This window comes from Paenibacillus sp. S28 (genome assembly GCF_016624415.1).
Lineage (GTDB): Bacteria > Bacillota > Bacilli > Paenibacillales > Paenibacillaceae > Paenibacillus_AQ > Paenibacillus_AQ favisporus.
Genome location: NZ_JACVTM010000002.1, coordinates 21,821 through 47,010, shown reverse-complemented (window position 1 = coordinate 47,010; position 25,190 = coordinate 21,821). Strand labels below are relative to the sequence as shown.

General features: G+C 55.3%; 21 protein-coding genes. 1 reads left to right on the top strand and 20 read right to left on the bottom strand.

Annotated elements, in window-relative coordinates:
- From IAE55_RS04620 to IAE55_RS04555, 14 genes are all read right to left on the bottom strand, one after another.
- A complete protein-coding gene (locus IAE55_RS04620) occupies positions 1 to 936 on the bottom strand; it encodes an SDR family oxidoreductase (RefSeq protein WP_234489319.1) in 936 nt (311 codons plus the stop codon).
- A gap of 166 nt (positions 937 to 1,102) precedes the next feature.
- Complete coding sequence (locus IAE55_RS04615; RefSeq protein WP_200631211.1) at positions 1,103 to 3,268, bottom strand: HelD family protein; 2,166 nt, start codon at positions 3,266 to 3,268, stop codon at positions 1,103 to 1,105.
- A 210-nt stretch (positions 3,269 to 3,478) separates the two neighbouring features.
- Positions 3,479 to 4,063, bottom strand: coding sequence for a DUF5044 domain-containing protein (locus IAE55_RS04610; protein WP_200631208.1), 585 nt, complete (start codon positions 4,061 to 4,063; stop codon positions 3,479 to 3,481).
- Complete coding sequence (locus IAE55_RS04605) at positions 4,060 to 4,557, bottom strand: hypothetical protein (protein ID WP_200631207.1); 498 nt, start codon at positions 4,555 to 4,557, stop codon at positions 4,060 to 4,062. Before IAE55_RS04605 ends, IAE55_RS04610 begins: the two co-directional genes overlap by 4 nt.
- Before the next feature lie 294 nt (positions 4,558 to 4,851).
- Positions 4,852 to 5,817, bottom strand: coding sequence for a 3'-5' exoribonuclease YhaM family protein (locus tag IAE55_RS04600; protein ID WP_145157726.1), 966 nt, complete (start codon positions 5,815 to 5,817; stop codon positions 4,852 to 4,854).
- A gap of 145 nt (positions 5,818 to 5,962) precedes the next feature.
- Positions 5,963 to 7,258, bottom strand: a complete 1,296-nt coding sequence (locus tag IAE55_RS04595) for an NCS2 family permease (protein ID WP_200631206.1) — start codon at positions 7,256 to 7,258, stop codon at positions 5,963 to 5,965.
- Between the two features lie 163 nt (positions 7,259 to 7,421).
- Complete coding sequence (locus IAE55_RS04590) at positions 7,422 to 8,177, bottom strand: tRNA threonylcarbamoyladenosine dehydratase (protein ID WP_116229365.1); 756 nt, start codon at positions 8,175 to 8,177, stop codon at positions 7,422 to 7,424.
- Between the two features lie 23 nt (positions 8,178 to 8,200).
- Positions 8,201 to 9,988: an aspartate--tRNA ligase gene (gene aspS, locus IAE55_RS04585; protein ID WP_145157724.1), complete on the bottom strand. Its 1,788-nt coding sequence runs from the start codon at positions 9,986 to 9,988 to the stop codon at positions 8,201 to 8,203.
- Positions 9,989 to 10,018: 30 nt separating this feature from the next.
- The gene (hisS, locus tag IAE55_RS04580) at positions 10,019 to 11,284 is read right to left on the bottom strand and encodes a histidine--tRNA ligase (RefSeq protein ID WP_145157721.1); all 1,266 of its coding nucleotides are present in this window, start codon (positions 11,282 to 11,284) and stop codon (positions 10,019 to 10,021) included.
- A 611-nt stretch (positions 11,285 to 11,895) separates the two neighbouring features.
- Positions 11,896 to 12,354 (bottom strand): hypothetical protein, encoded by a 459-nt coding sequence (locus tag IAE55_RS04575; protein ID WP_145142807.1) that lies wholly within the window; start codon positions 12,352 to 12,354, stop codon positions 11,896 to 11,898.
- A gap of 71 nt (positions 12,355 to 12,425) precedes the next feature.
- On the bottom strand, positions 12,426 to 12,932 hold the full coding sequence (locus IAE55_RS04570; RefSeq protein ID WP_076176996.1) for a type 1 glutamine amidotransferase domain-containing protein: 507 nt from the start codon (positions 12,930 to 12,932) through the stop codon (positions 12,426 to 12,428).
- Positions 12,933 to 13,221: 289 nt separating this feature from the next.
- Complete coding sequence (locus tag IAE55_RS04565) at positions 13,222 to 13,383, bottom strand: hypothetical protein (RefSeq protein ID WP_181152633.1); 162 nt, start codon at positions 13,381 to 13,383, stop codon at positions 13,222 to 13,224.
- A gap of 70 nt (positions 13,384 to 13,453) precedes the next feature.
- Positions 13,454 to 13,900, bottom strand: coding sequence for a D-aminoacyl-tRNA deacylase (gene dtd, locus IAE55_RS04560; protein WP_105441533.1), 447 nt, complete (start codon positions 13,898 to 13,900; stop codon positions 13,454 to 13,456).
- A gap of 94 nt (positions 13,901 to 13,994) precedes the next feature.
- Positions 13,995 to 16,172: a RelA/SpoT family protein gene (locus IAE55_RS04555; RefSeq protein ID WP_076176994.1), complete on the bottom strand. Its 2,178-nt coding sequence runs from the start codon at positions 16,170 to 16,172 to the stop codon at positions 13,995 to 13,997.
- A gap of 279 nt (positions 16,173 to 16,451) precedes the next feature.
- Here IAE55_RS04555 and uraA point away from each other — a divergent pair, with 279 nt between their 5' ends.
- Positions 16,452 to 17,774, top strand: a complete 1,323-nt coding sequence (gene uraA, locus IAE55_RS04550; RefSeq protein ID WP_200631205.1) for a uracil permease — start codon at positions 16,452 to 16,454, stop codon at positions 17,772 to 17,774.
- Between the two features lie 183 nt (positions 17,775 to 17,957).
- Here the strand turns inward: uraA and IAE55_RS04545 are convergent, their stop codons facing one another.
- From IAE55_RS04545 to IAE55_RS04520, 6 genes are all read right to left on the bottom strand, one after another.
- Positions 17,958 to 19,538, bottom strand: coding sequence for an FAD-dependent oxidoreductase (locus tag IAE55_RS04545; RefSeq protein WP_234489318.1), 1,581 nt, complete (start codon positions 19,536 to 19,538; stop codon positions 17,958 to 17,960).
- Between the two features lie 57 nt (positions 19,539 to 19,595).
- Entirely contained in the window at positions 19,596 to 20,297 is a 702-nt protein-coding gene (locus tag IAE55_RS04540; RefSeq protein ID WP_325168613.1) for an N-acetylmannosamine-6-phosphate 2-epimerase, read from the bottom strand.
- Between the two features lie 44 nt (positions 20,298 to 20,341).
- Positions 20,342 to 21,886, bottom strand: coding sequence for a DUF4127 family protein (locus IAE55_RS04535; RefSeq protein ID WP_145157711.1), 1,545 nt, complete (start codon positions 21,884 to 21,886; stop codon positions 20,342 to 20,344).
- 38 nt (positions 21,887 to 21,924) lie between these two features.
- On the bottom strand, positions 21,925 to 22,683 hold the full coding sequence (locus IAE55_RS04530) for a carbohydrate ABC transporter permease (protein WP_374954578.1): 759 nt from the start codon (positions 22,681 to 22,683) through the stop codon (positions 21,925 to 21,927).
- Positions 22,684 to 22,769: 86 nt separating this feature from the next.
- A complete protein-coding gene (locus IAE55_RS04525) occupies positions 22,770 to 23,651 on the bottom strand; it encodes a carbohydrate ABC transporter permease (protein WP_105441537.1) in 882 nt (293 codons plus the stop codon).
- Positions 23,652 to 23,722: 71 nt separating this feature from the next.
- Positions 23,723 to 25,048 carry an ABC transporter substrate-binding protein gene (locus IAE55_RS04520; protein WP_076176989.1) on the bottom strand — a complete coding sequence of 442 codons (1,326 nt, stop codon included), beginning with the start codon at positions 25,046 to 25,048 and terminating at the stop codon, positions 23,723 to 23,725.
- Between the last annotated feature and the right edge of the window lie 142 nt (positions 25,049 to 25,190).

Sequence of the window (25,190 nt, the reverse complement as noted above, 5' to 3'; positions counted from 1 at the left end):
TTATTGTATCCGTCGTAAGCCCGGTCCGGCAAGGAGTCCGGTCTGCTCTTCACTCACCTGCCATAGACGGCTCGCGCCGGCTTCATCTCGCGCAGCATCGGAAGGCGTCTGCAGCTTCATGTCCGCGTAATAACCGCCGCTCTTCAGCAGAAGCTCCGATGATTCTGCGAGCCATACGAGCGTCTGGGCCCCTTGTTCAGGCGTTCGGGAAAAAGGCTTCATGCAGGCCATCGTCAGCCGGGCCAGCCCTCCGTTATCCTGGTTGAAGTTGGTCGCCACCAGACCGGGATCAAAACAGTGGGCCGTAACTCCCGTACCCTTGAGCCGTCTGGCCAGCTCGGCGGTGAACAAAATGTTCGCCAGCTTGCTCTGGCCATAGCGGAGATTCGCGCCTCCGAGAAGCGCCTTTGGTCCGCTGTACAGGCGGTCACCGTTCATATCGTTGAAGTCAATGCCCCTTCTCGCCATTTTATGACCATGGGAGGAAGTCGTAATAATCCGGGCATCGCCGCTCGCTATCAGCCGATCCAGCAGCAGGCTGGTCAGGAGAAACGGGCCCAGATGGTTCACCGCCCAGGTCATTTCCAGACCGTCCTCGGACAGCTTCTTCTTGACAAACATCGTTCCCGCGTTGTTGATTAGGCGGTCGATCCGTGGAACGCGGTTCAATATTTCGGCCGCTGCGCGGCGGATATCCTGCTGGGACGACATATCCGCAATGAAGCAGTCTACCTGGGCTTCCCCGTTTGTCATCTTACCCAGCTCTGCCGACAATTCAGCGGCTTTACTGCGGCTGCGGGCCACGATGCCCAGCTTCGCCCCTTTGAGCACCAATGCCTTTGCCGCCGCGCGACCAATGCCGCTGGTCGCTCCCGTGGTCACGATATATTTGCCTTCAAGCGTCCGGCTATTGTTGAACCGTACCGTATAATTCATATTCGATCGACCGCCTTTGCCCATTTTTATGAATGAATCATTCATTCATTTGTCTTCAGTATATCTTCCCTCCCAGGTACTGTCAATCGTATTTTCAAAAATTGGGCTGCAACTGTTATCACGAAAAAAGGACCGTCCCTTGAGAAAGGAACGGTCTCGTTCGATGCTATTTCCACCCGCTTGTGACGATATCTTCCTGCGGGTTGTTCAAATATTGCGGCACTGCATCCTCATGCATGATCCAGAGCTCGTGCAGCGCGCGCGTACAGCCGACGTACATGAGCTTGGCATCCCAGGCCTGATCGCCGTAATGGGCAAGATCCGCATCGGCCACAATGACCGCGTCGAATTCCAGACCTTTGGACAAATACACTGGTAGAACCGATAAACCGCCTTCATACGCCTTTTTGCCACCGTCTATCAAATGCAGGTCGGGTATTCCAGGGGCCAGCTGCTCATGCAGCCGGGCGGCGTCGGCCAGCGTCCGCGTGAGAATGGCTACCGTCCGGTAATCGCCGCCGGCCAGCTGCTGCAGCCCTTCCTGAAGGGAGCGCACCCTCCCCGCTTCTCCCGTATGATACGGAAGAATGCGCACCGGATTGCCGCTGCGGAAGACGGGTACGGCGAGCAGATCGCTCTTCACGCCATTTTCCAGGATGCCGTTGGCGAATTCAATAATTTCCATCGTCGAGCGGTAGCTTCGCGTCAGGGCAAAGTAGGCGGTGCTTTCCGGCGCGAACAGCGAGCTCATTTCCTCCCAGCTGTGGACGCCGCGGTAGGCATGGATCCCTTGCGACAAGTCGCCCAGAATCGTGAAGGAATGTCCCCGCACGAACAAGTCCAGCACCGCCACCTGAAACGGGGAGAAATCCTGCGCTTCATCGATGACGATATGGTCAAAGCGCTGCTCCCCCGTAATGTCGTTCAGCAGGTAGTGCATATAAAGGAGAGCCGGAAGATCCTCTTCCCGGATGACGTCCTTTTTCAAGTCGGACTGGGTAGATTTCAGCACCGCGGCAGGGATGCCGCTCAGCGCTTCCTCGGACCAGCCGCCGGCGGTTTTGACGGCTTTGAACATCTGCTTGTACAGCAGCAGCGGCTCGTATTTCGGCCACTTGTTCGCATACGACTTTTCACGCTGCGCCGCCTTCTTCTTCCGGTCCTTGAGCGCTGCCGCCGAAGCCGACTTTTTCAGCTCCATTTCGATCCAGCGGTGGATTCTGGCCATGACCCTTTCTTTTCGCTTCGCCAGCGGGTACGGCTTATATTCCTCATTGAACCAATGCAGAATCGTCTCTCTAGCCAAGGTTGCCCCTTCCCAAGGCATAAAATCGCCAGGAGGCACTGAACTCGATTCCATAGACGACAAGCAGTCACGGATCATCTGCATGAATCCAATCGACCCCTTGAACCGTCCCGGCACGTTATCGGTGATTTCCGGCATGCCCCCCGGCGTCTCGAACCAATACCGCAGCGTTTCTTCGTTATCGGCCAGTGGAAGGTCAAGTCCCAGCAGCTGGAGTGCCCAGTCCGCAAACGTGCTCTGCTGAATATCCCCGACCCCGAGCTCAGGCAGCACGTCGGAGATGTAATCCAGGAACATATGGTTCGGGGCAAAAATGATCATTTTGTCCGCCGACACCTGGTCCTTGTACTGGTACAGCAGAAAAGCCAGGCGGTGCAGCGCCACGGTTGTTTTACCGCTTCCCGCCACCCCCTGGATGATGAGCGCCGTGTTCCGCGCGGCCCGGATGATCCGGTCCTGCTCCGCCTGGATCGTCGAGACGATGTCCCGCAGGCGGTTGTCCTTGTTCTCGCCCAGCCGGTACACGAGAAACTCGTCGGACACGGCGGGCTGGTCGCTCTCGCGGTTGTATGTATCGGCCACCCTCTCCAAAATCTGCTTGCGGATCACCACGTTCCGCTTCAAATACACCAGCCCTTCGATGATACCCTCAGGCGCTTCGTACGAAGCCGTTTCTTCCCCGCCCGTAAACGAATAGAACAGGCTGGCCACCGGCGCCCGCCAGTCAATGACCATCGGCTGGTCGCCGACCTCCGCTTGGTCTACGCCGATTTTTCCGATGTAGAGCGGCTTGCGTTCCCCGCTTCCTTCCTGGAAGTCCAGCCTGCCGAAATAAGGCTCCATCAGGCTTTTGGCCAGGGACTGGCGCTTCTCTTCCCGGCCCGCTTCCAGCACCTGTTCCGTAAAATCATGCCCGGTGTATACCGGAATGCCGCGCAGCCTCTCAAGCTGGCGGTCGATCTCAGCGATCGTCGCATTCAGCCTACTCTCTTCCTCTTGATAGGCACTTTGAAAATCGGTCTCCAATTTCAGTTACCTCCTAAAAGTATTAAGGAGCGGGTTAACCGCTCCTGCTCTTGTAAGCCAATGCTTAAGGTTTATCCATAAGCCGCGCTTAAAAAGGATATTCAGTATATCATAATCCGGAGGCATTTTACCATAGGGATTTCAGATTCCCGGGGACCGGGGAAAGGAATTGAGACGACCTATGTTCCCCGTGCTGCGACTTTTGCGGCGTTACTGCAGCTTATGCTCGTACCTGACCTTTCCCTCCCGGTCCAGTCCTTTGATGGATTGCCATGAGAAATCCCGTCCCTCCGTTTTCCACACAAACAGGAACATGCGGTCATCCGATATGCGCTGCCGCTCCGATCCGGACGTCGCTGTATTGCTGCCGCGGTCCTCCATCACCACACCCAGTTCCACGGTAACGATGTCGGGATCGTTGACATAACCGTAAAATTTGGCCATCCCGCCATCCGACCCGGTGCTCTTAACATCCCAGCTGTAGGTCAGCGGTTTTTCCGGGTTTTTGGGCACACCGGCAACACCTCCACTGGGGTGCCATTTAAAATGGCTCCAGGTGACCGTATCGGCAGAAAACCACTGCTTGTAGGTGCCAAGGAACACCACCGTATCCTGATCCACCTGAACCTTCCTCACGACCTTGGACGGCCCGTAATGATAGCTTTGCTCGGAAAGCTCATGGGCGCCCTGCGCCGTAAAGCTGCCGCGATCCAGTCCGGATACCCACAGCAGGACGATGAACAAAATCAGAACCGCGCACCATTCCAGCACTCCGCCCAGCCTGCTGATCTTCATTTGGTGCTCTCCTCCTTCTCCAGGAGAATCGGCATCTCACTCTGCCGGTCATACCAATCATAGCGGAGGGTCAGCTTCTTTAGCTTCTTCGTCCCCGCAGGCAGCGGGTCAAAATAGATCCATCCGTTCTCTCCCCATGGCACTCCGGTGCTGCTCGCCCCGTGCTGGATCAGGTCTTTTCCTGACGCGTCCAGCAGCTTGACGGAAGCCGTCGGGAAGGACCACCCATCCCTCACCTTTTTGCGGAAGGCGTAGCGGATCGCGGTCCGCTTGGAGGTGGTGTACAGCTCCTTTATGGTAAATGTATCGTCATCGATATTCAGCTTCCGGTTCACCGGATACGCCGTAACCCGGCCGTCGTTTTTCAAGTCCGCGATCATAAGCCGGTTGCCGTCTCTCCATGGGAGCCAGTCGACCAGCTGGAACAGCAGCAGCGCGGCAAAAGCAAAAATTAGCAGCCTTCGTATAATCATTCCCACCGTTACATTTCTCAAGGGCATGCTCCTTTTATTTCATCATGGATCTCAATAGCCATTTGTATCGGTGAAGATTTTACCATAAACCGGAAAAATCGCAATCTGATTCCTGGGCAGCAATCGCCCCTCCGCTCAGCCGCTTCTCAGACAGTGGAAGATCCGGCTGCCCAATGCGTTGTTTTTCCGCTGAAGATCAAAAAACAGCCAGGGCGGGTTCACCGCACGCTGACTGTTTTAACGTTCCCCATTATTTATGAATTCAGGATCGTATATCGTATAAAGTTCGGAAATCAGACGAAAATGCTCACAACGTTAATCCTTGCCGTATTTCGAACGGTAGAACGCCTTGTTCTCCAACGCCCGTACGGGCGTGGTCCATTCATCCGTCATGGACATCGTATCGATGGCGTCCTCAGCGGCTTGCAGCTTGGCATCCATCTGGTCGATGAGATGCAGGGCAAGCGCCTCCGGTATTTGCGGCTGCACCGGACTGCCCCACTCGGCCAAATTATGATGGGCCAGAATAACGTGCTGCAGCAGCACGATTTTCTCCGCGTTCAGGTCCATGCCGTGAAGCACTGCCGCCTCCGTGATCCAGCTGACCGCAAGCGGAATGTGGCCGATCAGCTTACCGGTGAAGCTGTACTCGCTGACGATGCCCAGCTCCGCCGTCAGTTCTTCCGTCTTGGCGATATCGTGCAGAATAATGCCCGCCACGAGCAGATCCCGATTCAAAAACGGCCGCTGCATGCACACGAACTCGGCCAGCTCCAGCATCCGCACGACATGGTAGGCCAGGCCGGCATAAAAAGCATGGTGCATGCCTTTGGCAGCCGGATAATGCATGAGCTTATCGCCAACCTTGCCGTAGCAGTGCTCGATAATTTTGCGGAGCTCGGGATCCTGAACGCTTGCCGCCGCTGCCTTGATCGTATAGACCAAGTCCGCCGGCTGCACGGGAGCCGACCGTACGAAATCGGTGATGCTGTACCCGTCCTCATCCTTGGCCGGCCGAATCTGCGTTACTTTAAATTGCAGCCGCTCCCGGTACAGCTGGACGATGCCGCGCACTTTGACGAGCATAGGTGCAAAGAACGTCTCCTTGTCCGTCGAGGAGGTGTCCCACAGTTTCGCGGGGATTTCCCCGCTCGTATCCGATAAGATCATATCCAAATAATCCTTGGGCGGCGTGGCGTTCGTCTGTTTGACCTGCAGCGATTTCAGCAGATAGAAGCCCGTAATTTCCTGCCCTTCGGTAAACGATTGAATAAGTGTCATCTCTTGAAATCCTCCTAAATAATTCACTGAAAAAACGGTTCAGGACAGCTGCTTAGCTGTCCCTATCCATTACCCCAAACCGGAAAGATCCACCCGCCCTTAAACGGGTCCCCTTTCACGCGCTTCCACATCCGCGATTTATGCCTTAGAGGAATGCATGCAGCACGAAGTTCGCCACAAACAGTGCGGCAATGCCGTACAGCACAGGCGAAACCTCCCGGCCTCTGCCCTGGGCCAGCTTTACCACCGGGTAAGCGATAAAGCCGAAAGCCATGCCGTCCACAATGCTGTACGTAAAAGGGATCATGACCATAATGAGAAACGCCGGAAACGCTTCGGTCAAATCCGTAAACTCCATCTCTTTGACGTTCTGGACCATCAGCCCGCCGATCACGATCAGTACGGGCGCGATGGCACTGTCCGGTATGTAGCTCAGAAGCGGAATGAAGAAAAAGGTCGCACCGAACAGCAGGCCGGATACGAGCGCCGACAGCCCGGTTCTCCCCCCGGCGGCAATCCCGGCGGAGGTTTCCGCAGCCGCCACCACGGGACTGCTCCCGAATATTCCGGCGAAGATGTTCGATATCGACAGCGCTCGGAGGCTGCCTTTAAAATGTTCCGGCCGGCCGATCATCTGGGTTTGCGCCGCGATGAGGCCGATATTTTCAAAGACGACGATCAGAAGCAGCAGAAAGACGGCGATCCAGAACACCAGGCTGCCGATCCCTGCCGCTGACAGATGGCCGAACAGCTCCCCGTACTGGCGGAAGGTATGTCCGGATTCAAGCTGTACCGGCTTGACGGCACCGAGCAGATAAGCCAGTCCCGTTCCCAGCAGAATGCTGATGAGCAGTCCTCCCTGCACGCCACGGATAAACAAAATCAGGGCAAGCAGCAGCGTAAAGCAGGACACGATGACGGCCGGATCGCTGAAGTGCCCGATGGTGACAAAAGTCGTCTGGTGGGCGATCACGATTTGGCTTTTCTGCAGCCCGATAAACGTCAGAAACAGCCCGATCCCTACCGTGATGCCGTGCTTCAGGTTGTGCGGGATGGCCTCGCTCACGATCCGGTACAAGGACGTAAAGGAAACGATCGAAAATAACACGCCCGTGACCGCGACGACCATCAGCGCTTCCTGCCAGGACAGCTTCATGGAGTGCACCAGGGTGTACGTGAAGAAGGCGTTGATGCCCATGCCCGGTACGACCACAATCGGCGACTTGCCGCCAAAGGCCATCAGGAGGCAGCCCACAACCGACGTCAGCAGCGTTCCCACCATGGCGGCCTTCAGCGGCATCCCTGCGTCGTGCAAAATATTCGCGTTAACCATCACAATATATACGACGGAAAAATACGAAACAGCACCCGCAATCCATTCTTTCTTCCAGCTGTCCCCCGGCAGCAGCCCCAGGCTGCGGTGCCAAAAACTAGAATTCAACAATAGTCCTCCTGTTCGACAAACGGTGTCCAACCTATTTTATTTATACCATATTTGTAAAATAAAAGGCGCGAGCGCCGTTATACGGCCTCGCGCGCCATCACTTGCTTTAGTTATGCCCGTTATTTCGCGAGCGTCTGCCCGGTCGGCTCCGGGATGTTCGTTATACCTGAATTTCTGCTTTGGCCAGCAGGTCCTTCACGGCAACGCTCACCATGATGAGGCCGACGACAGGAGGTACGTAGGCGTTGCTGGCCGGCGGCTGCTTTGCCTTACGGATCTCCGGCGCGTTCTCCGGAACGATTTTTTCCGTCACGTCTACGCGCGGCTTGATCGGCTCTTCGGTCGAGAACACGACCTTGACGCCTTTTTTGATGCCGTCTTTGCGCAGTTTTGTCCGGATGACCCGGGCGATCGGATCCATCGTCGTCTTGGAAATATCCGCAACCTGGAATTTGGTCGGGTCCATTTTATTGGCCGCGCCCATGCTGGAAATGATCGGAATTTTGCGGTTCAGGCACTCTTTGATGAGATGGATTTTGTAGGACACGGTATCCGATGCGTCCAGCACGTAATCCAGCTCATACTTAAACAGCTCCTGATAGGTTTCTTCGGTATAAAACATGTTCAATGCGATCGCATCGATGTCCGGATTGATTAATTTGACTCGTTCTACCATCAGATCTGCTTTCTTCTGGCCGATGGTCGTCGTCAATGCATGGATCTGGCGGTTGATATTGGTAATGTCAACCACGTCTTTATCGATCAAAATAATGCGGCCGACCCCGGTGCGGGCCAGGGCTTCCACCGCAATGGACCCCACCCCGCCGATGCCAAGGACCGCCACCGTGCTGTTTTTCATGACTTCCAGGCCTTCCGGCCCGATGGCCAGCTCCGTACGTGAAAATTGATTAAGCATATCGTCAGGTGGCCTCCCTTAACTTAAGAATGAACTTTCTTTTCTTCCCCCGGCTTTTTCACGAGCTTGATGTGAAGCTGTTCAAGCTGCCCTTGGTCGACCGGTGACGGTGCATCCATGAGCAGATCGGTCGCGCTGGCCGTTTTCGGGAAGGCGATCGTTTCGCGAAGGTTGCTGCGTCCGGAGAGCAGCATCACGAGCCGGTCCAGACCAAACGCGATGCCGCCATGAGGTGGCGTGCCGTATTCAAAGGCATCCAGTAGGTGGCCGAATTTGTCTTTGGCATCCTCAGGCGACAAGCCGAGGGCCGCGAACATTTTTTCCTGCATGTCGCGCTTGTAAATCCGCATGGAACCGCCGCCAACTTCGTAACCGTTCAGCACGATGTCGTATGCCTGGGCCAGAATGCTGCCCGGATCGGTTTCAAACAGATGCTGGTCTTCGTCGCGCGGACGGGTGAACGGATGGTGCAGAGCAACGTAACGTTTCTCTTCCTCATCCCACTCGAGCAGCGGGAAGTCGACCACCCAGGCAAATTTGAACTCATTTTCGTTGATCAGGCCGAGCTGTTTGCCGATTTTCAGGCGAAGCGCGCCAAGCACGTCGGCTACGACTTTTTTATTGTCAGCGGAGAAGAGCAGCAGGTCGCCTTCTTCGGCTCCGGTGCGCTCTCTCAGCGCTTCGATCTCTTCAGGCGTAAAGAACTTCACGATCGGCCCTTTGAATTCGCCTTCCTTGACTTGAATCCAGGCCAGGCCTTTGGCCCCGTAACGGGCCGCGAACGGACCCAGATCGTCGATTTCCTTACGGCTCCATGTGCCGCAACCTTTGGCGTTCAGCACTTTGACTTCTCCGCCTTTTTCGACGACGGAAGCAAACACCTTGACGCCGCTGGAAGCTACCAGGTCGCTGACTTGGATCAATTCCAGCCCAAACCGGAGGTCCGGTTTGTCAGAGCCGTATTTATCCATCGCTTCGGCATAAGTCAGGCGCTGGAAAGGCAAAGGAATGTCTACGTTAACCGTTTCTTTGAACAGGCGGGCCATCAGCTGCTCCATCATGCCCAGAAGCTCGTCCTGGTTCATAAAGGACGTTTCGATGTCCACCTGCGTGAACTCCGGCTGCCGGTCCGCGCGCAGGTCTTCGTCCCGGAAGCAGCGGGCGATTTGGAAATAACGCTCGATCCCGCCTACCATCAGAAGCTGCTTATACTGCTGAGGGGACTGCGGCAAAGCGAAGAACTCGCCTTCGTGCACCCGGCTCGGTACGAGATAGTCGCGTGCACCTTCCGGGGAGCTTTTTGTCAGGATCGGCGTTTCGACTTCAATGAAGCCTTCTCCGTCCAGGAAGTCACGGAAGATCTTCGATGCTTTGGAGCGGAGCAGCAGCGTTTTTTGCATTTCCGGACGGCGAAGGTCCAAGTAACGGTATTTGAGGCGAAGCGACTCGTCAACTTCCACACCGTCTTCGATAAAGAACGGAGGCGTTTTGGCGCCGTTCAGCACTTCGATCTCGGTAATCTGCACTTCGATTTGGCCGGTCGGCAGGTTCGGGTTGACCGTTTCTGCGTCGCGCTGCACAACTTTACCTGTGACGGACAGCACGTATTCACTGCGCACTCGGTCGGCGATGGCCAGGGCTTCGCCGGAGTATGCCGGATTGAATACGATCTGCACGATGCCGCTGCGGTCGCGCAGGTCGATAAACAAGACGCCCCCGAGGTCACGGCGGGTTTGCACCCAGCCGTTTAATGTTACCGTTTCTCCAATGTTCGCGGTGGTCAGGCTACCGCATTGATGGGTCCTATGCATGTTTTGTCATTCCCCTTTTAATTGGTATATTTATTCAGCCTTATCGGCGGATTTACGTAATGCCAAATGCAGTTCGCTCAGCTTCACCGTCTGCTGCTCGCCGGTTTCCATTGACTTCAGGGCGATTTCCCCGCGCGACAGCTCGTCATCCCCGAGAATCGCGGTATAACGCGCCTTCAGGCGGTCAGCGGACTTCATCTGCGCTTTCATCTTGCGGCCCAGGTAGTCACGTTCTGCGGCAAAGCCTTCCTTGCGCAGCAGGTACAGCTGCTTGGTGATTTCGCGGTCGGCCTCTTCGCCGAGGGCCACCAGGTACACGTCCAGCGGCTTCACCGCTTGAAGGTCGATCTCCTGCTTGTCGAGGATCAGCAGGATCCGCTCCAGGCCGATGCCGAAGCCGATGCCCGGCTGGTCCGGCCCGCCGATTTCGCCGACGAGGCCGTTATAGCGCCCGCCGCCGCCGATCGTATCGATCGCGCCGATACCCTGCGCCTTGTATTCGAAGGCGGTGTGGGTGTAATAGTCCAGGCCGCGCACCAGCCGGTGATTGACCTTGAAGTCGACCTCCATTGCGGTGAGGTATGCCTTCACCTGCTCGAAGTGCGTGGTGCACTCCTCGTCCAGGCTGTCCAGAATCGATGGCGCATCGATGAATTTGTCCTGGTCGATCTTGCAGTCCAGCACCCGCATAGGGTTGCGCTCCATCCGCGACTGGCAGTCCTTGCACAGCGTGTCTTTCATCGGCGTCAGAAACGCGAGCAGCTTCTCGCGGTACGCCGCCCGGCTGGCGGGATTGCCCACGGAGTTGATCTCCACGGTCACGCCCTGCAGGCCGAGGTCTTTGCAGAACTGGTATCCGAGCGAGACGACTTCCGCATCGATGGCCGGATCCAATGCACCGAACGCCTCGATCCCAAACTGGTGGAACTGGCGGTAACGTCCCGCCTGAGGACGCTCGTAGCGGAACATCGGGCCGATGTAGTAAAGCTTGGTGACATCAGGTTCACCGTACAGCTTGTTTTCGACGTAGGAGCGGACCACGCCGGCAGTGCCTTCCGGGCGCAGCGTCATGCTGCGGTCGCCCTTGTCTTTGAACGTGTACATCTCTTTTTCGACGATATCCGTCGTTTCGCCAACGCCGCGCTCAAACAGTTCGGTCTGCTCGAACATCGGCGTGCGGATTTCGCGGTAATTGAACCGCCGGCACAAATCTCTGGCTTTTTCTTCGACAAACTGCCATTTCTCCACCGTGCCCGGCAGCAAATCCTGCGTGCCCGTCGGTTTTTGGTAAGCCATAGCAACCCCTCTTTTCATAGATCATTTGTAGCTAACAAAAAAATCCCTCACCCCTGCGCTTGAACAAGCCAACAGGGACGAGAGATCGTTATTCATTGATTCCCGTGGTACCACCCACATTCCGGATACTTCTTATGTATCCGCTCCAAACGATTAACGCCCGTTCAGCGCAGCACGTCTACTCATGAACTAGAACAGCGCACATCCTGCGCCGCAAGCCACTTTCGCCGCCTGTTCTCGGGGAAGTCATTCATCCGGTCATCCATAGAATCCTCTCAGCCTAAGGGATTCCTCTCTGCATGGTGGGGCACGGACTACTTGGTCCCGTCATCAAATCGATTTTAGATTATTTTTAGATTGTAATGAACCGCTGCACTAAAGTCAAGAGTCTCTGTCACAAAATGGATACAGCTGTCAATTTACAGACATTTCTGCAAAGAAAAAACCTACAATCCATATTGTAGGTTCAATAAGGTAATATATTAAAAAAGGGGGTCATGCTGTTATTATAGACAGCCAATATTAAGGAAATATGAAACTAATATTACAGTTATATTACATAAAAGAAAGCGCTTTATTCAGCGCTTTCTTTACATCGGTTTGTGAGGAAATCAGTCGAAAATTTCCACATAACCGCCGCTTGCCCGCAGTTTATTGACAACGTCCTGATAAGAATCGTCAGGCACTTTGGCAGCAAGGACGTACTCCAGGTCCCGGTAGTCCTCATCGTCCGGGGACACGTCCACCGCTCCCGACAGCAGGTCGCCTCCCTCGTCCGCACGGCGTTCGCGGTCCTCCTCGGACAGCTCGTCCGGATCCCGGTCGTCCACCACGGGGATGCCTGCGGCCGGGTAAGCGGTAGGCACGCCTACCGCACCTGACGTTCCTGCGGCATTGGAGCTGCCGCTAAAATTGACGGGGGCGATTGGAAGCAGGATGCGGCGGTCACTGCCGATGCCCTCCCCAAGCCGGCTTACCTCCAGGTGCTCCGTTTGGAAGCCAATCAGCTTCGTTTTTGCGCTTTCCGCGTCATCCTCGGTTTTGAAGTACGCTTGAATTTGCTTCGTCATGATACATTACCTCCATCTCTATTTAAAATCATGAATCACAAAACGAAAGCTTCCAAGGCACTCCCGGAGCCTTACAGCACGTTCAGCAGTTCCCGGACAAAGGCCGGTTCGTCTTTGGGAGTCCGTGAAGTGATGAAGTTGCCGTCCAAGACGACCTCCTCATCCTTGAATTCCGCGCCGGCGTTCACCATGTCATCCTGCAGCGGAGGGTACGAGGTGATCGTTCTGCCTTTCAGCAGACCGGCGCTGATTAAAATTTGCGGGCCGTGGCAAATCGCGGCGATCGGCTTGCCGGCACTGTTGATCTCCTTCACGAAGTTCAGCACATCCTTGTTCAGCCGCAGGTTCTCCGGAGAAGAGCCTCCGGGAATGACGACGGCGTCGTAATCGGCCGCCTTCGCGTCCGCGATAGCTTTGTCCGCCGTATACGAGGCTTCGCCGTTTTTACCGGTCAGCTTCTCACCCTGCTGGAGGCCGATAATATCCGTGTCATGGCCCGCTTTGTTGACTTCATCATATGGGACTTTCATTTCCGAATCTTCAAATGCGTTCGCTAGCAAAAATGCAACCTTGCTCATGGAATATCGTTCTCCTTTCATGGATAAGTGGTCCACGCCTTGTTATTACCCGAAACGCGCACGTTTATAACATGCTCGAGGATCCATTCGCGAGGAAAGAAAGGAGAAGAGGCGGAATTTTCGGATTGCGAGCTGCGCAAGTCAAAATGGGGGGATGATTTTCGCAATAAACTTGGGGCGGATCATCTCAAATAACAGCAAAAGGGCTCTTTTCTACAGAAAAGAACCCTCTTTCGCAATAAAAGAGGGTTCTGCTCGGGTCTATTTACTTGCAGCAATAATGGGTCGACTACCGGATGGTCTGCTGCCGGCCGATACCCTTCGTGTACAAGGTCCATAAGGGAAACGGGATTTCCCGTACGGCCTGCATCGTCTTGGTGGCCTCGTGCAGCGAGGCGACCGGCGCAAGCGGCAGTGACTGCAGCGTTTGGGTCTGAACGGATTGGCGCATATTGGATGAACTCCTTATTTGTATATAAATGGCGGATGCTCATCCCTATTTTGCCCGATATTTACCGTTTCTATGCCCCTTTGCTGTCGATAATCAGCGTGACCGGCCCCCAGTTGGTAAAGGTGACGTCCATCATCGCCCCGAACCGGCCGGTGGCGACCTCAAGCCCTTTGTCTCTGAGCTCGCGGTTGAATTGTTCGTACAAACCTTCCGCGATATCCGGTTTGGCCGCGGCCATGAAGTTCGGGCGTTTGCCTTTGCGGCAGTCGCCGTACAGGGTGAACTGCGACACGGACAGTATGCCCCCGCCAACTTCCATGACGCTGTAGTTCATTTTCCCCTCATCATCTTCAAAAATGCGCAGTCCGGCAACCTTATCAGCCAAATATTTCGCGTCTTTGTCCGTGTCCTCATGGGTAACGCCGACGAGCACCATTAGCCCTTGGCCGATCGCCCCCGTGACTTCTCCGTCTACCGTAACCTGCGCTTCCTTACAGCGCTGTACAACCACTTTCATGCTGTCTCTCTACGCTCCTTCGCTTGTTCCGCTCCCCTGGGCACCTTGAGCTATCAATGATTACTCAGGTGTGCGACGTGCATTCTCAGGCTTCTTACTGAATGATCCGGTGCACGGTGTAGACATCCTTCACGCGCTTGATCCGTTCCACAACTGACTGCAAATGATCGGTGTTGCGGATCAGAATCGTCATGTGGATGAGGGCCATTTTGTTTTTGTCCGAGCGCCCGGTCACCGCGGAAATGTTCGTTTTGCTCTCCGATACCGCCTGAAGCACCTCGTTCAGGAGCCCGTTCCGGTCATGTCCCGTAATTTCGATATCGACGCTGTAATTCGCCTCGATCTCGGTTTCCCACTCGACTTCGATCACGCGTGCGGCTTCTTCACCATCGCCCGACGCCGGAATGTTCGGACAGTCCGAGCGGTGCACCGATACGCCGCGGCCGCGGGTAACGTAACCGACGATATCGTCGCCGGGCACCGGATTGCAGCAGCGGGCGAACCGCACGAGCAGGTTGTCGATTCCTTTGACCCGAACACCGTTGGTCGGGCGCGATCTCTTCTCGGCCGGCTTGATTTCCTTCTTCTCGGTCGTGAGCTCCAGCAGGCTGGCTTCCTCCTGCTCCTTGCGGAGCCGCTCCGTCAGGCGGGTACAAATCTGCGCTGCGGTAATGCCGCCAAAGCCGACGCCCGACAGCATGTCTTCGATATCGTTGAACGAAAACTTCTTCGCCACTTCCAGCAGCTTCTCGTCGGTCATCCATTCAGAGATGTCCAGGCCGCGGCCCTTCAGCTCGCGCTCGACCATTTCGCGGCCCTTCTCCACGTTCTCTTCCCGTTTTTCCTTCTTGAACCACTGCTTGATCTTGCTTCGCGCATGCGAGGATTGAGCGATCTTCAGCCAGTCGCCGCTCGGTCCGTAAGAATGCTTGGACGTCAAAATTTCGACGATATCCCCAGTTTTGAGACGGTGATCCAGCGGTACGATCCGCCCGTTTACCTTGGCCCCGATGGTCCGGTTTCCGACCTCCGTATGAATCCGGTAAGCAAAATCCAGAGGCACCGAGCCGGAAGGCAGCTCAATGACTTCGCCTTTTGGCGTAAACACGAAAACAAGATCCGAGAAAAAGTCCATTTTGAGTGATTCCACAAATTCCGAAGCGTCCTTGGCTTCATGCTGCAGCTCCAGAATCTCGCGGAAAAAGGTCATTTTATTCTCAAAGTTGCCGCCGACGGCGGTTGTACCTTCTTTATAAGCCCAGTGGGCCGCGATCCCGTACTCGGCGGTCCGGTGCATTTCCCAGGTCCGGATCTGAACCTCGGTCGGCTCGCCGTTAGGCCCGACTACGGTCGTATGCAGCGACTGGTACATGTTCGCCTTCGGCATGGCGATATAGTCCTTAAACCGGCCCGGCATCGGCTTCCAGAGCGTATGGATAATTCCCAGGGTGGCATAACAATCTTTAATGTTATCCACAATAATACGGATCGCGAGCAAATCGTAGATTTCGTTGAACTGCTTGTTTTTGGTCGTCATTTTATTAAAGACGCTGTAGATATGCTTCGGCCGTCCCGACAAATCGCCCTCAATGCCCATCTCCTCCAGCTTTTCGCGGATCCGGACGATGACGTTTTCGACGAACTGCTCACGCTCAGCCTTCTTCTTGTGGATCAGATTGGCGATGCGGTAATACTGCTGCGGATTGAGGTAACGGAGCGACAAATCCTCCATTTCGCTCTTGATCGCTGAAATACCGAGACGGTCGGCAATCGGACAAAAGATTTCGAGCGTCTCATAAGCGATCCGCCGCTGACTCTCCTCGGACTGGTATTTCAATGTACGCATATTGTGCAGGCGGTCGGCCAGCTTGATGACGATGACACGAATATCCTGCGCCATCGCGATAAACATTTTACGGTAATTCTCGTTCTGCTGTTCTTCCTTGGAACGGAACTGGATTCGCTCCAGCTTGGTCAGTCCATCGACAAGCATGGCACAGGTGGCGCCAAATCGGGTACGGATATCCTCGAGCGATACGGTCGTGTCCTCGACCACGTCATGAAGAAGCGCGGCGACGATGGATGTCGTATCCATCATCAAGTTCACGACAATATCTGCAACCGCAAGCGGATGCAGGATATAAGGCTCGCCTGATTTGCGCACCTGACCGTGATGGGCCTGTTCCGCAAATTCATAGGCTTCCCTGATGCGGTCCAAATCCGGCTCTTTTATATAGGCTCCAGCCTTTTCAAGTAATCGCTCTATGCCCATTCTAGTCGTTTCCGTTTCCCTTCTATATAAAATAGAACCCGCGTCATAATCCATCTTTGCAGGTTCTGTCATGTAATGATTTTATATAATTATGACGCTTGAACGGCGTTACGTCAACATTTCCTGCCAGGAACAGGAAGCCTGGGAACAACAAACAAGTTTTTTGGCCAAATTGCGCCCCGGGAGTGAAAAAAAAGATTGAAAAATGTCATAATTCCAGATAAATTAGATTGAATGAATTTATTGATATGGACGAAATCACGTATGGGAGTGAACGAATTGCAACGCGAAATTCAAGTCAATGAAAGGCTTCCTTTGGGTCCGGGCTTTCTGCTCAGCCTGCAGCACCTCTTCGCCATGTTCGGAAGCACGGTGCTCGTGCCGAACCTGTTCGGCGTTGATCCGGGCATGATCCTGCTGATGAACGGGATCGGCACCCTGCTGTACATCCTGATCTGCCGGGCTAAGATCCCGTCGTATCTGGGCTCCAGCTTTGCTTTCATTTCTCCGGTGCTGGCCGTGCTCGGCGACAATCCGAAGGAAAATTACCCGCTGGCCCTGGGCGCCTTCATCATTACGGGTATCATCTTCGTCATCGTAGGCCTGATCGTCCAGTTCGCGGGTACGAGCTGGATCGACGTCGTGTTCCCGCCGGCCGCCATGGGCGCAATCGTCGCCACGATCGGACTGGAGCTGGTGCCGACCGCGGCTGGCATGGCCGGACTGCTTCCGAAAGCAGACGCGGCTTCCGGCGCGATGACCTACGACATGAACAGCATTATTTTATCCATGACGACACTCGGCGTAACCGTCATCGGCGCGGTCCTGTTCCGCGGATTTCCGAAGATCATCCACATTCTGATCGGTATCGTCGTCGGATACGTCCTGTCCTTCTTTATGCCAGGCATGGTTAATAAGGACGCGATCGCCAGCGCCCACTTCCTCACGATGCCAACGGTCACCACGCCAAGCTGGAACTGGGGCGCCATCATGACCATCATCCCGGTATCCTTGGTTGTTATCGTCGAGCACATCGGTCACCTGCTAGTTACGAGCAACATCGTGGGCAAAGACTTGTCGAAGGACCCGGGACTGAACCGCTCGCTGCTGGGCAACGGCATTTCGACCATCCTCTCCGGCTTTGTCGGCTCCACGCCGAACACGACGTACGGGGAAAATATCGGCGTCATGGCGCTGACCAAAGTATATTCGGTCTTCGTCATCGGCGGCGCGGCCGTCATCGCGATCCTGCTGTCCTTCTCGGGAACGGTCTCCTCGGTCATCTCGAACATTCCGACGCCGGTTATGGGCGGCGTATCCCTGCTGCTATTCGGGGTCATCGCCGCTTCCGGTCTTCGGATCTTCGTCGAGCAGAAGGTTGACTTCTCCAAGCCGACCAACATGATCCTGGCGACGCTGGTTCTGGTCGTCGGCATCAGCGGCGTGCAGCTCAACCTTGGCCCCGTTCAATTTAAAGGAATGGCGCTCGCCACGGTCGTGGGCATCGTGCTCAGTCTGTTCTTCAAGCTGATTGAGGTCACCGGGCTGTCCAATGAACCGGGCGGCAAGGAGCAGGAACTGGTGGAGAAAATTCCGGATTGAGTGGCAAGGGATCGGAAGACACAGTGAATCCGATGTGTCACATTGAATCGGCTGTCTCTCAGTGAATCGGCACAACAGTATAACCGCCAACCCTAATATGAAAAGCATACGCAAGAAAGCCGGACAAGCATCCGAAAGATGCCGTCCGGCTTTTTCGTATATTCGTGGCCTCAAACAGGGCAACTACATTTCCAATGTCCCTTCCGGCCAGTGAAGCTGAACCCCATATCGCTCCAGCATCGCTTGGTAATCGCATAAATGCGCTGCCGAGGCCCTTACTTCACGAGGAGGAATACCGTGCATCACCGCATAAGCGGCTAATAGTCCCGCGGATTCGCCGATATTCCATTCCGTCGGATGCAGCCGATAGCAGCCATTGGCGATCTGCGTCATGCCGATATTTTTGCATGCCGGAAGCAGGTTGGTCATCCGGACCGGAATCAGCGATCCGAGCGGAATTTCATAAGGATAGTTCGGAATAAAGAAAGCCCGCTGGTTCACCGTCGTCGGATGCAGATCCAAATAATAGCTTCCGACGCCGACGCTGTCCTCATACCGCTTGATTCCATTAGCGCCGCGAAGCTCCTGGCTGACATCATGCTCGGTGATCGTGTACTGCGCACGGATTCGCCGCGACTCCCGGATATAAGGGGACTTCGCCAAGCCGTCTTCCGTGCCGAGTACGTCGCCGCGCAGCCGGATGCCTGGATACCCGTATCCCCCGTCAAGCCGGGGAGCTTCGGTCTGCAGCCAGTACACAAGCGACAGCGTAAGCTGGCGGGCCGCCTCTAGATGACGCTTGCGCTCCTGCTCCGATACGCCGATCACAGGCCCCAGATAATAATCGTTCATAGGCCAGTTAAGCAGCGTCACCTCGCCGTCGCTCAGCGGCACGCGCCACAGGGAGGGATCCACGATCCGCCGGTAATCCCACAGCGACATAATCCCTTGATCGTTCGGAAACATCGTAAACCGCCGCAATTTGGACGTATCCTCGGCTTCGTTCGCATACCAGCTTAAGATCGGATAAGTGGAAAATGAGGGCTTGTATTCATGCCAAAAGTCATAGCTGTCCGGCTTTGGGATCGTAAAGTTTCCGTCTGGGATGTATTCCACAGCCGCCACATGGGTGATGGACTGCATATCAAGCGGATCGGCCTGCTCCAGCGCGTGCGGTTCGTTCGTTTCGCTGCGCGCCTCAGCTCCGCTCACATATTCCGCACCGGCCAGGGGAAGAAGCTCTCCGGTTTCAGTAGCGTCCAGAAAATACGCGCCTCTCAGCTTATACCCGGTTTGCCCATCTGTCTTCTCCACCGTTACCGACGCCACCTGATCACCTGCCGTCTCGCAGTGAACAGGGCGCGTGTTAAGCAGCACCTGGATCCGGCGGGTGTTCACGTATGGGGCCAGCATATCCTCCAGCACCTGCAGAGCAACCTTCGGCTCATGCGCCACCCTGCTGACCCAGGCGTTCCCCGGATTGAGCTCCGGATCGTTTAACGCCTGCTCGTTGAGCGGGTAGTTGCGTTTGTAATAATCCCTGACCCGGTTTCTGAACTCCCGGTAGGATGCCGTGCAGCCGAAGCTTTCGATCCAGCGGTGCTCATCGGGAGGAACCGCCTGCGAGGTCAGCTGCCCTCCGATCCAATCGGTCTCCTCGGTCACGACCACCTTCATCCCGGCTTTGGCCGCCGCCAGGGCGGCCGACGTTCCGCCGAGTCCTCCGCCGATGATAATTACATCAGCCACCAGCTCTTGAATCAACGTTATCCACGCTCCTTTCCTTGTTAACCAGTTATATTCAGTGGACGCCCGTCCTTCTCATGCTCTCAGCGACTGGGCCGCCTTCCGGGCCGCGTTCGAGAAGCGCCGCGTGATCTGCTGCGGTCTGGAAATGGCCCCGCCCACCACGACGGCGTGCGCGCCGAGCTTGAGTGCCTCCTCGACCTGGTAAGGCTCGTGAATCCGGCCTTCGGCAATGAGCGGAATGCTCAGCCGGGCCGCCGCTTCTTCGACCAGCTTCAGGTCGGGACCTTCGAGCTGCGGCGAATAATCCGTATACCCCGACAGCGTCGTCGATACGCAGCTGACGCTGAGGGAAGCGGCATAAACGGCCTCATCCAGCGTCGAAACATCCGCCATGCTGGCTACGCCCGCCTGCTTCATCCGCCGGATCAGATCCTCCAGCCGGGCTCCGCCGGGCCGACTACGTCCCGTGGCGTCAAAAGCGATCATGTCCGCACCAGCCTCAAGCAGCTCCTCCACCTCCTTGAGCGTAGGCGTAATATAAACGTCCGATCCCGCATACTCCCGCTTGATGATCCCGATCACCGGGATCGAAACCGCGGCCTTGATCGCCCGGACGTCGTCCGCCCCGTTGGCCCGGATCGCCGACGCTCCGCCTTCTTCGGCGGCCTTGGCCATGCGGGCCATAATGTGCGCACCGTGCAGCGGCTCATCCGGCAGCGCCTGGCAGGATGCGATCAGGCAGTATCGCAGAGATTGCAGTATTGGCTCCAGTATGTCCACCCTCTCTCATCTTTTTATGTGACTTATCAAAGCCACTATTATCTATATATCGGCGGTTTCACATGAAAACGCGCTTGTAGTCCTACTTCGAAGGTACGGTTCCAGGGCATGAAGCAATCCGTGATCTCCACCACCCCTTGATCGCTGTTAATGCGCTGATCCAGCATTTCTCCAAGGCGTTCCTTGACCAGCCTGGACACTTCACCGCGCTGGCCGTCCAGTTCGAATACGCTAAGCCCCAGCTGCTCAACCAGACCGGCGTTCAGCTCCATCCGGACACCCGCGCAATAGCAGACATCCTCGGCATACCGCAGCGCCAGAAAGTCAAGATGCTCCTGCGTCCTGCCATAATGCAGGTACAGCATGGATTGTGAAATAACCGTTCCCAGCGAATTGGAGCTCGTATTCCATCCGGCATAACCCGCCAGGTTAAACAGCATTCCTTTTTGCCGCAGCAGCTTCACCAGCTTCAAATCGCCGCCGTTCGCATAGCCGACGTCCGCGACAGCCGCCGGCTTGCCCTGAACCCGCATCACGTAATCCCCGTACTCTACCAGCTCGATAATGTTCCGGTTGATGTCGTAACCGAAGAACGGGTGCTCCTGGGACACGGCTTCGACCATCGTTTCTCCCGGCGTATTCACGAGCAGCACCAAGTCCGACTCATTGCAGCCGGACCCGATTAAGCCGCCCGCCGCCATGATTTGATACTTCAGCGTCTCATAGAAGTACCGGTCCTCGTACAGCGGTGTGACAAAGCTGCCCTGAATCGCCGCAAGGCGCGGATAAATGAGCGGCGTGCTCCCCTTGATTTCGTTGACCATGCGAGCCAACAGCGTGCATCCGACCTCATCGGCGCCGGGATACATGTATGCCCGCAGCTCCACATCGAGCTCGGAGATCAGCGCTCTGACCTTCTGCTGATCCTTGGCCGTATAACCGTATGGCGCCGAATCGTCTTGAGGGAAAATCATAAAATCAATGCCGCCGTCTGCAATCACATCCAGCACGCGGCCGATCGCCTCGATGTTCACCGCCCTGCGGTCCAGGTAATCCCGCAGCACATCAGTGGGCAGCCGGGTATCGATCTCGGCCAGTTCCATGCTTTCTTCCGCCGTGGCCAGCCCCAGCTCCTGCCGGTGACTGATAAAGCCCTTGCGGAAGATTTCCCGGCCCCAGTCGCCGTAGTAATCCGGCTCCTCATCGGCGATCGAATACTGCGGACAGCGCATGATCAGCTGAAAGGCAAAGAGCCGCAAGTTCGGATTCCGTGCCTTCAGCCGCCGCAGCCGGTCCACCCGGTTCGCAAGCTCCACCGGCTTTAGGTAATGCAGGCGCGACGGGATGATACCTCCGTAAAGTAGCGTGTCTATGGCGATGATGGCCCCGTCGGCGTCAGCGGCCTCCTGCTCCAGCCAGGCCCACAACCTTTCGGTATCGCCTGGGTGCTTTTTGAGACCCATCATGTCCATCGGCGGCCGGACCATCTCAAACTCGGTTCCCTGCGCCAGCATATACGGGAATTCATAGTTGCAGGGACGTTCGTCTAGAGGGACGAACACCAGTTTGTGACTTTTCTCCATGTCTGCAAGCTTCCTTTCCTAGCGTAAATTAGCCCATCTTACCCTTTGATCGCACCGGCCATGCCTTCCATGTAGTAACGCTGGGTAAAAAGGAACACGATAATAATCGGCAGCACCGAGATCATCGTTCCCGCTGCGATCCATCCAAAATTGTAGGAGAATTGGCCGTTCAGGAACGTCAGCGCCGCAGCGAGCGGATACTTCTGCGGATCGTCCAGTACAACGATCGGCCATAGGAAGTTGTTCCAGAACGCCATCATTTCCAGCAGCGAAATGACCGCAATCGCCGGCTTCACCAAGGGCAGGATCAGCTGCAGCCAGATCCGGAACTCGGAGGCACCGTCCATTTTTCCCGAATCCCGCACGTCCGAAGGAATCCCGAGAAACGTCTGGCGCATCAAAAAGATGTTGAATACCGACACCGCCGAAGGCAGTACGACGCCCAGAAAAGACCCGGTTAAATGCAGGGACTGAATCGTCAGGTAATGCACGATCATCGCCGTCGAAGACGGGATAATCATCGTGGCCACCAGTAGGGTAAATACGAGATCCCTGCCTTTGAAGCGAAAGGTCGCCAGCGGATACGCCGTCAGGCTGGAGAGAACGACGTTGGTCACAACCCCGAGCACCGTGATCACGACCGTATTATAGATATACTTCGGAAAGTTCATGAACTGCCAAACCTTCACGTAATTGTCGAAGTCAATGAACGTCGGCAGGATGGCCGGCGGGTTGGCGAACACGTTTTTGCCCGGCATCAAAGACACGCTGAGCAGCCAGAGAAACGGTCCCATCATAAACAGAGCCAGCGCGACCAGCAAAATATAGACGATCGTCAGCCGGATTCCTGTTTTCACTTGCTTCATCCCACGATTCGCTATCATCAGTATGGATTGACACCGCCTTTCCGGTTAAATCGGAACACAAGCACGCTGAATACGGCGATAATGACGCTGACGATGAGCCCCAGCGCCGAGGCGTACCCGAAGTTGAACTGTTCCAGACCTTTTTGGAAAATATAGACGCTCGATGTCAGCGTTGACGTACCCGGTCCGCCTTTGGTCAAAATATAGACCTCGTCAAAAACGCGGATCGCCCCCATGAGGGAGATCAGGGTACAGAATAAAATGTGGGGTCTCAGCAGCGGAATCGTGATGTTCAGGATCACGCGCAGCCTGCTTGCTCCATCCACCCGCGCCGCTTCGTACAGATCCGAAGGAATGCCCTGGAGTCCGGCCAGGTACAGCATCATGTAATAGCCCAGGCCCTTCCACATCGTAATGAACATAAGCACGAACAGTGCTGTATTGCTGGTGGCGAGCCAGGATACCTGGTCGCTGATGATTCCTACTTTAATCAAAAGAAAATTGACGACCCCGTTGTTGCTCAGGAGCCAGCTCCAGATCAGCGCCACGGCCACCATGGAGGTCACGACCGGAATATAATAAGCGGTTCGGAAGAACTTCACGCCCGGAATTTTGCCGTTGACCAGAATCGCCATCAGAATGGACAATATCTGGATGATCGGAACGACGATCACGTACAGCAGCGAATTCCACAGCGAAATGAGGAAATTGTGGTCTTTAAACGCGTTCACAAAGTTATCGACACCGACATAATGCGTTTCGGAAATAACCGAGTAGTCCGTGAAGGACAGCGGGATACCGTAAATAATAGGCCAAAATACGAATACAGCGACAACCAGAAGTCCCGGGGCCATAAAAGCCCATGCCGTGAATGACTCCGACCGCATCCATTTGTACACTCTGTGATCACCACCTAACTAGAATGTACGGGGGAACCCAGTCCCCCGCACGCCTTCCGTCAAAGGGTCCCTTACTTCTTAAGCACCCCGTTGACTTCCTGTTCCATTGCATCCACCGTCGCTTTGACATCAGCCCCGTTCAGGAAAATTTTCTGCAGACCGCGGGCGATGGCGGAGTTGATATCCCCTGCGTTCGGCACACCGACCATGTAGTCGACCGCCTTATCCAAGCTGTTGGCCGAAGCGATCTTGGCTTCCGCCTCCAGCGACTTGTCGGTTTCCGTAAAGAACGGATCCTTGATCGATTCCTTGGTGGACGGCAGCGTGTTGGCCGCTTTGGAGAACGACGTCTGATTTTCGGCATTCGTTACGAAGACCGCAAACTCGACCGCTTCCTTCTGATGCTTCGACTTGGCCGGAACGACCAGGTTCATGGAGTTGGACAAGCGGACGTCGGCTTTTCCGGTCGGCAGCGGTACGGCAATCGTGTTCTTATACACGTCCGGAGCCGAAGTCTTCAGGAAGTTGATAAAGGTCGGACCGGCCAGCTCGAAGGCCACCTGCTCCCCGGAGTAATATTGGATCTGCTTCGTGAACGGTACGTCTTCTTTCATGATGACGCCGTCGGCGATGTTTTTCTGAATCGTTTCGATCATACTGGTCATCTCAGGTGTATTAAAGGCTGCAGCAGTTTTGTCATCATTCAGAATCGGAATGCCGTTTACCGGAAGCAGCTTCGAGGCGAACTGCTGCGAGTATCCGAGCTTACCGGTTTTCGCCTTCACTTGGCGCGCCCAATCGGCCAGCTCCTCCATCGTTTTCGGCGGATTCGCCGGATCCAGGCCGGCTTCCTTCACGATTTTCGTGTTCATAAAGAGCACCTCGGTGCCTGTATACCAAGGTAGGGCATAAGCCTTGCCGTCGATGACAGTTGAGTTGAAGATGCCGTCGAAATAAGCTCCCTTCTCTTCATCCGTCAGGAATCCGTTCAAATCGAGCACGGCTCCTTTGGAGCCCATCTGGCTGGCAAATTCGGTGTTCAGGTTCACGACGTCCGGACTGTTGCCGCTGGCGATGCTGGTCAGCAGCTTGTTGGTCACCGCGTCATAAGGATAGTCTTTCCAATCGATCGTGACGCCCGGATGACTGCTCTGGTAATCGGCAATGAGCTTATTGAAGTAGTCCGTGAATGTAGGCTGCAGCGCGATGGTCCAAAACTCCAGCTTGACCGGATCGCTGCTCTTGGTCTCGGTGGACGGCTGCGGTTCGGAAGATTGCGATGGTGGAGCATCCGCCTTATTCCCTCCTCCACAAGCGCTGAGTACGACCGACAACAGCATGACAGACAGCAAAGTCAGAACAAATCCTCTACTTCTACCTCTTCCCTGTTTCCTCATTAGCAATGGCCTCCCCTTTGATCATAAAAGATGATTCCAAGCATGTGTTTCCTGCTTTAGGCAGATTATAGCAAACCGCATAAAAATAAAAAAGATATTTTTCATATTTATTAAAAAAAGTGGAGTTATTTTCCCAAACGAA